This window comes from Pseudobacter sp., from assembly GCF_051955275.1.
Lineage (GTDB): Bacteria > Bacteroidota > Bacteroidia > Chitinophagales > Chitinophagaceae > Pseudobacter.
Map to the genome: position 1 here is coordinate 36,906 of NZ_JBQCGW010000322.1, position 10,062 is coordinate 46,967.

The window sequence follows — 10,062 nt, forward strand, 5'->3', positions numbered from 1 at the left end:
GGATCTTAAAGTCATACCGGGTGGAGTGGAATTATTGAATAAAGTACGGAAATTATCAGCAGTTGACCGCTTAAATGTTAATTTCGCGCAACAATAACGCTGATTCCATCAATTCATTTCAATCCATACTGGCACTTGTAAAAAAAGACCTGCTCCTGGAAGTCAGGCAGCAGTATACTTTTTATGGCGTGATATTGTATGTGGCCAGTACCATTTTTGTATTGTACCTGGCCATGAATCATCCGGAGGACAATGTCTGGAATGGATTGTTCTGGATGATCCAGCTTTTTATCTGTGTGAATGCGGTGGCCAAGAGCTTCCTGGCCGAGAGCCGGGGGCGGATGCTGTACTTCTATACTATTGCCGGCGCCCGGGATTTTGTACTGAGCAAGTTGCTTTTCAATGCCATGCTGATGGTAGTGATGAGCCTGGTGAGCATGCTGCTTTTCTTCCTGCTGATGGGCAATCCCATCAACAACCCCTGGACTTTCACAGGTATCGTATGCCTGGGGGGCTGCAGTCTCAGCCTTGTTTTCACTTTCCTGGCGGCCATTGCGGCCAGGGCACAGCAGAATGCGGCGCTGATGGCCATTATGGGTTTTCCGCTGATCATTCCGCAGCTGATGCTGCTGATGAAGATCTCCACGGTGGCTTTTGCAGATGTGATACAGGCCGGCCTCGGACAGCTGGTAATGCTGCTGGCGGGGCTGGATATACTGGTAGTACTGCTGGCGGTGATCCTGTTTCCCTTTCTGTGGAAGGATTAAATTCCCGGTTTCATTCAATATTTCCTGAAATTCAGGATTGAAAATTCAGGAAAACCCTGGTTTCCTGCCGATTCAATCAAACAACTGCGTAAAAACGACAGGTTTTTTCATTTTTCTTGTTTTAGCATTCATTATTTCGCTTTTACTATCCCTTCCCCTAATTTTGCCCCACCTAATCAGGTAGTTGGCGATTACCCTAAACGCTGTGCTGAAGCAAAATGGCCAACGTCCGATCATCTAATCGAACCGGAATATGCGCCAGTATTGGTGGAAAATACTAAGTATCGTTTTACTGCTCTACACTTTTATTGCAGGTTTCCTCATCAAAGTACCAATCATCGGTAATTTGTATGAAACTATCCGCAACCTGTTCTTCCATGTTCCGATGTGGTTTGGTCAGCTGATCCTTATAACTGTATCCCTGGTCTATTCGATCAGGTATCTCCGTAAGCCTACGCTGCACAATGATTTCATGGCCACTGAATTTGCCAGAACCGGATCTGTGATGGGCATCCTGGGATTGCTGACGGGTATGATCTGGGCCAACTATACCTGGGGGGCTCCCTGGAACAATGATCCCAAGCAACTGGGAGCAGCCATCGCCCTGCTGATCTATCTCGCCTATTTTGTGCTGCGCAATTCCATGACGGATATCGACAAGAGAGGAAGAGTGGCAGCCGTGTACAATATTTTCGCTTATTTCATTTATATACCCATGATCATGGTACTGCCGCGTATGGTGGAAAGCCTGCATCCCGGCGGTCAGGGCGTGGAGGGCAATCCCGGATTCGGGGGTGGTTCTCTGGACCCTACCATGCGATTGGTATTCTGGCCGGCTGTATTAGGCTGGACCCTTCTCGGCGTTTGGATCAGCACACTTAATGTGCGCCTGCGTACGTTAGAAGAAAAAAAACATTTCAGTTAAATCGATCATGAAAAAATTCATCATAACCTTCTTATCAATGCTGCTGGTGTTCATCGCCACGGCACAGGATAGTACTAACGATGTCGCCTCCGCTCAATCAACCGGATTGCGGGCCGATGGAAAAATATACGTGGTTGTGGCTGTAATAGTAACCATCCTTCTGGGGCTGTACGTGTACGTTATACGGCTCGACAGAAAGATCTCAAGGCTGGAAAAGCAATCCTAGCCTTTATTGCAGACACATTCACCATTTCACATTTAAATAGCTTAATCATGTCAGAGTACAGTTTTTTTGGAGCGGTGGAGAAAAGTTTTGACAAAGCCGCTAAGTTTACTAAATGGGATCCAGGTATCCTTGAACAGATCAAACAGTGTAATGCCGTTTACCGCATGCACTTCCCCGTGAAGATCGGTGAGAAGATCGAGGTGGTGAAAGCATACCGGGTTCAGCACTCCCATCACAAACTGCCTTGTAAAGGTGGTATCCGTTTTGCCATGAGCGTTAACCTCGATGAGGTAATGGCCCTTGCAGCATTGATGACCTACAAATGCGCTATCGTGAACGTACCATTCGCCGGCGCAAAAGGTGGAATCACAATCGATCCTAAAAAATACACTCCATACGAACTGGAAAAGATCACGCGCCGTTACACGTCGGAGCTGATCAAGAAGAACTTCATCGGACCTGGCATAGACGTTCCGGCTCCCGACTACGGAACCGGCGAACGTGAAATGGCCTGGATCGTGGATACTTACCAGAGCATGCGCCCTGGCGAGATCGATGCACTCGGTTGCGTTACCGGTAAACCCGTTACACAGGGTGGTGTTCGTGGCCGCCGCGAAGCTACCGGCCTCGGCGTTTTCTACGGTCTGCGCGAAGTGTGCAATATGCCCGATGTAATGCAGAAACTCGGAATGACCACCGGCGTTGCAGGAAAGAGAGTAGTAGTACAGGGCCTCGGTAACGTAGGCTACCACTCTGCCAAATTCTTTGCAGAAGCTGGTTCCAAAGTAGTAGCCCTCGCGGAATACGAAGGTGCTATCTACAATAACGATGGTCTGGATATCGATGCCGTTTTCGAGCACCGCAAGAAAACCGGTTCTATCCTCAACTTCCCCGGCGCTACCAACTTTGCGAAAAATACAGATGCTCTGGAATTCGAGTGCGATATCCTCATCCCTGCCGCTCTGGAGAACGTGATCAACGGAGAGAACGCTCCCCGCATCAAGGCAAAAGTGATCGGTGAAGCCGCTAACGGACCACTGACCCCCGAAGCTGATGAGATCCTGGCTAAGAAAGGCGCACTGGTTGTTCCCGACATGTACCTGAACGCAGGTGGTGTAACCGTTTCTTACTTCGAATGGTTGAAAAACCTCAGCCACGTAAGATATGGCCGGATGGAAAAACGCTTCACAGAGAACCTGAACAATCATATCCTGGGCCAGATCGAAGACCTGACCGGAAAAACTGTAAACCAGCGTGAAAAAGACTTCATCCTGCACGGACCTGAAGAAGTTGACCTGGTACGCAGCGGTCTGGAAGAAACGATGATCACCGCTACCCGCGAGATCATGGACGCCTGGAAATCCAACCCCGAGATCCCCGATATGCGCACAGCCGCATATGTGGTGGCCATCAACAAGGTAGGTACCAGCTATGCTGAGCTCGGCATCTTCCCATAAAGAGCAATGCTTGTTTTACGATATAGTCCCGCCTGCGAAAGCAGGTGGGATTTTTTTTGTAATTTGAGAACATAGCACCATGAAGTCACCATCCTACTCTCGAATACCCCAAAGCATTGTTATTCCTGATGATGCTGCCGCAGTCCCTGACACAGCCTGCAAATGATTAATTACAAAATTTTATGTACGATATCAGATTCATACCACCTGAAGAATGGACCGCTATCCTGCCCCTGCTGCAGGTGCTCAACAACTACACCATTTCAGAAGAGATCCTGGAAGAACGGCTGGCGGAAATGAAGAACCATCGCTACAAATGCGTGGGCGTTTATGATAATGATAAACTCATCGGCATCACCGGGGTTTGGATCCTGAATAAATTCTATAACGGCAAACATATCGAGCCGGACAATGTAATGGTTCTGCCGGAATACCGCAATCAGCAGATCGGTGAAAAGATGATGGACTTCGTGCACAATTACGGCCGTGAAGAAGGTTGCATCGTATCTGAGCTCAACGCTTATGTGACCAATGAAAAAGGAATCCGCTTCTGGATCAACCAGGGGTACAGGATCCTTGGCTTCCATTTCCAGAAAAAATTATGAGTATGAACATCAGGAACGCTACGCTGCAGGACCTTCCCACAATTGTGGCCATCTATAATTCAACCATCCCCGGACGAATGGTAACGGCAGACCTGGAGCCTGTCAGCACAGAGAACAGGCTGATCTGGTTCGATGATCATGATCCGGCACGCCGTCCATTATGGGTGGTGGAGAACGAACAGCATAAAGTGATCGCCTGGATGAGCTTCTCTGATTTTTCCGAACGCGCCGCCTATAATATCACTGCCGAGATCAGTATCTACCTCGATCCTGCAGCCAGAGGCAAGGGGCTGGGCGGACAATTACTGCAATACGCCATCGATCAGTCGCCCGCACTGGGCGTGCAAAAACTGCTCGGCAAGATCTTTGCCCACAATGAGCCCAGCATCAGGCTCTTTCAGAAATACGGCTTTGAACAATGGGGCAATCTCCCCGATGTATGCCTGCTGGATGGCATTCTGCGCAGCGTGCTCATCCTGGGCAGAACGGTTTAACCCGCCGCATCCGGCTCATCATTTCCGAAGAGCAGTTCCTTATAACGGTTATACAGATACGAAATCAGCAACAGAATTCCTCCCAACGCAATATAAGTGATGGTGCGCGTCAGCGTATTGGCATGACTGAGATCGAAGAAGGTCAGCTTGATCAGCGTGATCACCAGCATGGCCATGGCAGACAGCCGCAGTCCGCGGTGTTTCTTCCAGATGCCATAGACGATCAGCGCCAGTGCAAACAATCCCCAGAGCACACTCAGTCCGTATTTGTATTGATTGTTGGCACCGCTCACGCGGGTCCAGAGCAGGTATTCGAAACTGAGGAATACGATCAGCACCAGCACCAGTAGCTGGGGCCAGAGCTGCTTTATCCGCTTCCTGCTCTCTTCGGTGCCGGATGCAGTTTTGAAATAGTAGAACAGGCCAGCTATGGGCAGCAGAAAGACATACCTGCTCAGCAGGTTCCAGGCCCCGAAATACAAACCCGATTGTTGCTTCTGGTAATAGTTGGCCGCCACATCATTCAGTTTGGGAAGGCCGGCCAAGCCCCAGATCCACAGCAGCAAAATAAACAATACCGCCCCCACAATCCGTAAAGCCTGACTTTTGAACCAGTATTGATTGGCAGCTGCAATCGCGCAAACAAAAAAGAAGGAATATAACAGGAGCGCAACCGGAAGGTGATTGGCAACTTCTGTTGACCATGGTCCGAAACTGCCATCGGCACCACTCAGTGTATTCTCGATATTGGTAAAGAACAAATTGATCTCTGCGAGAAACAATATATAAACAAAGAGTATAGTAAATATGGGGATGATAAAAGTATAAAAGACCTGCGTCAGGCCTGTGCCTTTGATACCATCATTTTTCAGATCATGACGTTTATTCCATCCGGTCAGTAGGATGAATGTTATATACACCAATAAACCTGTGTAGAAAGCCGGATGGGCAAATGCTTTATGATTCATTATGCTTCCCGCAGATTCATCATATTCAAAAAGCCTGAAGAAATACATCGCATTGGCTGCAAACAAAGCCAGCATTGAAGCTGCCAGGCTGAAATTCAGGTACAGCGCAGATTTCCATTTTCTACCCAGAAAATACAGGCTCAATGCCTGGGCCGTCCAGGTAAGTGGTATCCAGTTTCCTTTTAAGGCTACCGGAACTGAGATGCCAATAAAAGTAATAAGAAGTGAGATGAGCATCTGATATGCCGCATCTTCTTTCCCAGTCCTTCTTTTAAGCAATATAGCCACGGCAAAATGCACCAGCCCATTCAGCAAAGTGAAACCGCCCTTGGTCCATCCGGAGACATGCGCATCCCGCAACAGCTCCATGCCCACGAAATAAATGATGAATGCATTTACAGGCAGAATGATGATGTCGCCCGCATTGAAAGCCTGCTTCCGGATCAGTTTGTACCCGAGTATACTTGCATAGAACAATATGAAATAAATGATAACGAAAGACCAGGATATACCGGTGAACTTACTCCCCTGCCCTACAAAACAGAACCAGAAGATATAAATAAGCCATGTAGTACCGAAGGCCGCATACACCAGGCTGCTCCAGTTCTTTTTGAAAGAAACTATCAGCATGCCCGCATTGATGATGGCGATATACGTGAAGAGCGCCCCGTAATTCCCGGAATTATTGCTCAGCAGGAACGGGATGGCATACGCACCTACCTGCGCCAGGTGCGCAATAATCACCCGGTTGTATAACGCAGATGCATATACGGTAGCGGCAGTTACCGCAACCATGATACCGAATGCCGCCATCCTGGGGAACAGCTGGTAATACGTGAATGCTATATAGGTTATAAAATAAGCCACACATAATCCGCCACCCATCAGCACCGCACTGTATCCGGGGTATTTGTTACGAAGACGGTATCCCAGTCCTGCCAGTACTATCCCGGCCAGGTACCCCAGGATGATGCGCAGCTGCACACTGATCAGATCATGCTCGATGGCATATTTTGCACCGATGAAGATCCCTATAACGGTAACCAGTATCCCCACTTTGCTGGCGAGGTTTTTACCGAGGAACTCTTCAACATTCTTGTTTTTTGCTTCCTGAACCGGAGAATGAGCAACAGCCGTTTCTGTACGCTGAACCGGCACCCTTACCGGAGGTTTGCCTTTATGAGCAGGATGCACTGGCTGAACGGGCCTTTTCACCGGCGGCAGCAGGTCTGCCGCAGTGAGCACTGGCGCCTGTTTGTCTTCCGTTTCAACAGGTGTATTTTCAACCCCGGTTTGAATAGTATTTGCTTCAAGACCTGCCTGAGTTTTCAACAGTTCCAGCTCCTTCTTCAGCTCCATCAGCTGAGCATTGAATACATGCTGTTGCGCAGCCAGTTCCTGGATGCGTACAGTGATCAGCGCAATTTTTTCTTCAATACTATTCATAGGCGCAGTTAATGCAAATAAAGAAACAACAAAAAAGGGGAAATAACCAACTGTAAAGGTTCAATTGTAAGCGGGCAGGGTATCAATGGCCTGTAAGTCAGTACCAGTTTTAACAAATCCTGCACAAAACTCACCGTTGGTGATGATGAGGTAACTAACGGGAACGGCAATATTATAACGAAGCACCTGCATCAGTACAGACTCTTCCAGCGGGATGCCCATGGCCTTGCATTCCACCATCAGCCAGGGTTGGTGCTGCTGATTGTATACCAGGATATCGAATCTTTTTTTGAGCTCACCCAGTCTGAGCTCCCGCTCCACCGCTATCAGCGATGCCGGGTATTTCATTACTTTCAGCAGGTACTGTAAAAAGTTTTGTCGCACCCATTCTTCCGGGGTAAGCCGCACCCAGCTCTTCCGGAACTCATCGAAAATGAATTCCTTCCCGTCGGTTTTTTTGAACCTGAATGGATGTTCCGGGTAATTGATGCGAAGCATAGCGCCAAAACTAAGGAAAATTCAGAGTGTGCCCAGTCGCTCTCGTCCCCGCGAGTAACTTTTATTTATTCGCCTCCCGGCGAACACAGCGTCGCCGGAGGCGACGGAACATAAGCCACTCGGGGGACGCGAGCGGCTGGCTGCACGCTGCCTTGTTATATCAATTAAATACACGAAATTTAGACTATGAAGACCAAAGAGGAAATCGTCAAAAACTGGCTGCCCCGCTACACCGGCGAAAAGCTGGAGAACTTCGGTAAATATATCCTGCTCACCAATTTCAGTAATTATGTAAGTCTTTTTGCTGAATGGAACAAGGTACCGGTGGTTGGCGCCGACAGGCCGATGCAATGCGCCACCGCCGACAATATCACCATCATCAATTTCGGTATGGGCAGCCCCGGGGCCGCTACCGTGATGGATCTCCTCACAGCCATCGAACCCAGCGCCGTTCTCTTCCTCGGCAAATGCGGAGGATTGAAGAAACGTAACAATATCGGCGACCTCATCCTTCCCATTGCAGCCATCCGCGGAGAAGGTACTTCCAATGACTACTTCCCGCCCGAAGTGCCGGCACTGCCAGCCTTCGCACTGCAGAAAGCGGTGTCCACCACCATCCGCGACTATGGCGTGGATTACTGGACGGGCCCCGTGTATACCACCAACCGCCGTGTATGGGAACACGATGAAGTGTTCAAAGAATACCTGCAACGCGTTCGTGCATACGCCATCGATATGGAAACCGCCACTATCTTTTCTGTAGGCTTCTACAACAAAATACCCACCGGCGCCCTGCTGCTGGTGAGTGATCAGCCCATGGTACCGGAAGGCGTTAAAACTGAAGAGAGCGATAAAAAAGTGACTTCCACTTTCGTGGAGCGGCATGTACATATCGGCATCGATTCCCTCAAGCAACTCATCAACGACGGACTTACTGTAAAGCACCTGAAATTCTGATCCAGCACATGCCCTACCCTCTTTTACAGATCAAGGACCTGCAGGTGGATTTTGTGAACGAAACCGGAACCACCACCGCCGTAAAGAATATATCTATCGAAGTCAACCGCGGAGAGATCGTGGCCATTGTAGGCGAATCCGGCTCCGGCAAATCAGTGACCTCCCTTTCCATATTACAGCTACTACCCGCTCCCCCTGCACGTTATGCAGCAGGCAGCATCCTGTTCTCGGAAGATGGACAGCAACAGGTGGAAATGCTTCACCAATCCGCCTCTGCACTCAGCAAGATCCGAGGCCATAAGATCGCCATGATCTTCCAGGAGCCCATGACCTCCCTCAACCCCGTATTCACCTGCGGGCAGCAGGTGATGGAAGCGATAAAACAGCACCAACGGATATCTGCAACCGAAGCTAAAGCCAGAACACTTGAACTTTTTGAAAAGGTAAAACTGCCCAACCCATCCTTACTGATGGACCGCTATCCGCATCAGCTGAGCGGTGGACAGAAACAAAGAGTTATGATCGCCATGGCCATGAGCTGCAACCCCAGCCTGCTCATCTGCGATGAGCCTACCACCGCACTGGATGTGACCGTTCAGAAAACCATATTGCAACTGATCCGCGGATTACAGGAAACGGAAAAGATGGGCGTGATCTTCATCACCCATGATCTGGGCGTGGTGGCAGAAGTGGCGGACCGCGCAGTAGTGATGTACAAAGGAGCGATCGTTGAACAGGGCAGCACCAGCCAGCTGTTCCATGCCCCGCAACATCCTTATACCAAAGGACTGCTGGCCTGTCGCCCCATCCTCCACCGCAAAGGCGAACGCCTGCCGGTGGTAAGTGATTTCCTGGAAGGCAAAACAACTATCGTTTCTCCCAAAACCGCAGCCGTACCGCAAGCACCTTCAACTGAAGACATTTTACTCAAAGTTGAAAATCTCAACGTCTGGTTTCCCGCCAGAAAAACTTTCTTCGGCAAACCACTCGATTATATAAAAGCCGTGAACGATGTCAGCTTCACCGTCCGCAAAGGAGAAACCCTGGGCCTGGTGGGAGAATCCGGCTGTGGCAAAACCACACTGGGCAGGACTCTGCTCCGGCTCATCGCCCCTACCAGCGGAGCCATCTGGTACAACGGTCAGCATATTACAGCCATCAAAAAAGATGCGCTGAAAGACCTGCGCAGGAATATCCAGATCATTTTCCAGGATCCCTACTCCAGTCTCAATCCCCGTATGACCATCGGTGATGCTATCGTGGAACCGATGAAAGTGCATGGGATCCTGAACCGCGCATCTCAACGGAAAGACCGCGCCATGGAGATGTTGCAGAAAGTTGACCTGAAGCCGGAACATTTCAACCGCTATCCGCATGAGTTCTCAGGCGGGCAAAGGCAGCGGATCGTGATCGCACGTGCCCTCAGCCTGGGCCCCACTTTTGTGGTGTGCGACGAATCCGTTTCCGCACTCGATGTGAGCGTGCAGGCGCAGATCCTGAACCTGCTCAATGATCTGAAACAGGAATTCGATCTCACTACTATTTTTATATCACATGATCTTTCTGTTGTGCGGTATATATCTGACCGGATTATGGTAATGAACAAAGGGATGATAGAAGAGATGGGAGATGCGGAAGAAGTATACCTGCATCCCAAGCAGGAGTACACGAAACAGTTGATTGCATCTATTCCGAAAGCAGCAATTTAGCAGGATGCGG

At 49.5% G+C, this 10,062-nt stretch carries 10 protein-coding genes; 8 read left to right on the top strand and 2 right to left on the bottom strand.

The window, feature by feature from the left end:
- Positions 1 to 74: 74 nt before the first annotated feature.
- The 6 genes from ACTHMC_RS29045 to ACTHMC_RS29070 all read left to right on the top strand — a co-directional run bounded on the left by ACTHMC_RS29045 (position 75) and on the right by ACTHMC_RS29070 (position 4,474).
- A complete protein-coding gene (locus ACTHMC_RS29045) occupies positions 75 to 767 on the top strand; it encodes a heme exporter protein CcmB (RefSeq protein ID WP_440418582.1) in 693 nt (230 codons plus the stop codon).
- Positions 768 to 1,020: 253 nt separating this feature from the next.
- Complete coding sequence (ccsA, locus tag ACTHMC_RS29050) at positions 1,021 to 1,692, top strand: cytochrome c biogenesis protein CcsA (protein WP_440418583.1); 672 nt, start codon at positions 1,021 to 1,023, stop codon at positions 1,690 to 1,692.
- 7 nt (positions 1,693 to 1,699) lie between these two features.
- Positions 1,700 to 1,918, top strand: a complete 219-nt coding sequence (locus ACTHMC_RS29055; RefSeq protein ID WP_440418584.1) for a CcmD family protein — start codon at positions 1,700 to 1,702, stop codon at positions 1,916 to 1,918.
- Positions 1,919 to 1,965: 47 nt separating this feature from the next.
- Positions 1,966 to 3,375, top strand: a complete 1,410-nt coding sequence (locus ACTHMC_RS29060) for a Glu/Leu/Phe/Val family dehydrogenase (RefSeq protein ID WP_440418585.1) — start codon at positions 1,966 to 1,968, stop codon at positions 3,373 to 3,375.
- Positions 3,376 to 3,557: 182 nt separating this feature from the next.
- Positions 3,558 to 3,980, top strand: a complete 423-nt coding sequence (locus ACTHMC_RS29065; RefSeq protein ID WP_440418586.1) for a GNAT family N-acetyltransferase — start codon at positions 3,558 to 3,560, stop codon at positions 3,978 to 3,980.
- 2 nt (positions 3,981 to 3,982) lie between these two features.
- The gene (locus ACTHMC_RS29070) at positions 3,983 to 4,474 is read left to right on the top strand and encodes an N-acetyltransferase family protein (RefSeq protein ID WP_440418587.1); all 492 of its coding nucleotides are present in this window, start codon (positions 3,983 to 3,985) and stop codon (positions 4,472 to 4,474) included.
- Here the strand turns inward: ACTHMC_RS29070 and ACTHMC_RS29075 are convergent.
- The gene (locus tag ACTHMC_RS29075) at positions 4,471 to 6,888 is read right to left on the bottom strand and encodes a DUF2339 domain-containing protein (protein ID WP_440418588.1); all 2,418 of its coding nucleotides are present in this window, start codon (positions 6,886 to 6,888) and stop codon (positions 4,471 to 4,473) included. The two genes, ACTHMC_RS29070 and ACTHMC_RS29075, sit on opposite strands and share 4 nt — an antisense overlap.
- A 60-nt stretch (positions 6,889 to 6,948) precedes the next feature.
- Positions 6,949 to 7,386, bottom strand: a complete 438-nt coding sequence (locus tag ACTHMC_RS29080; protein ID WP_440418589.1) for a type I restriction enzyme HsdR N-terminal domain-containing protein — start codon at positions 7,384 to 7,386, stop codon at positions 6,949 to 6,951.
- Between the two features lie 186 nt (positions 7,387 to 7,572).
- Between ACTHMC_RS29080 and ACTHMC_RS29085 the strand changes: the two genes are divergently transcribed.
- Both ACTHMC_RS29085 and ACTHMC_RS29090 read left to right on the top strand, forming a co-directional pair.
- Positions 7,573 to 8,343: an AMP nucleosidase gene (locus ACTHMC_RS29085; protein ID WP_440418590.1), complete on the top strand. Its 771-nt coding sequence runs from the start codon at positions 7,573 to 7,575 to the stop codon at positions 8,341 to 8,343.
- A gap of 8 nt (positions 8,344 to 8,351) precedes the next feature.
- Complete coding sequence (locus ACTHMC_RS29090) at positions 8,352 to 10,052, top strand: ABC transporter ATP-binding protein (RefSeq protein ID WP_440418591.1); 1,701 nt, start codon at positions 8,352 to 8,354, stop codon at positions 10,050 to 10,052.
- Positions 10,053 to 10,062 lie beyond the last annotated feature (10 nt).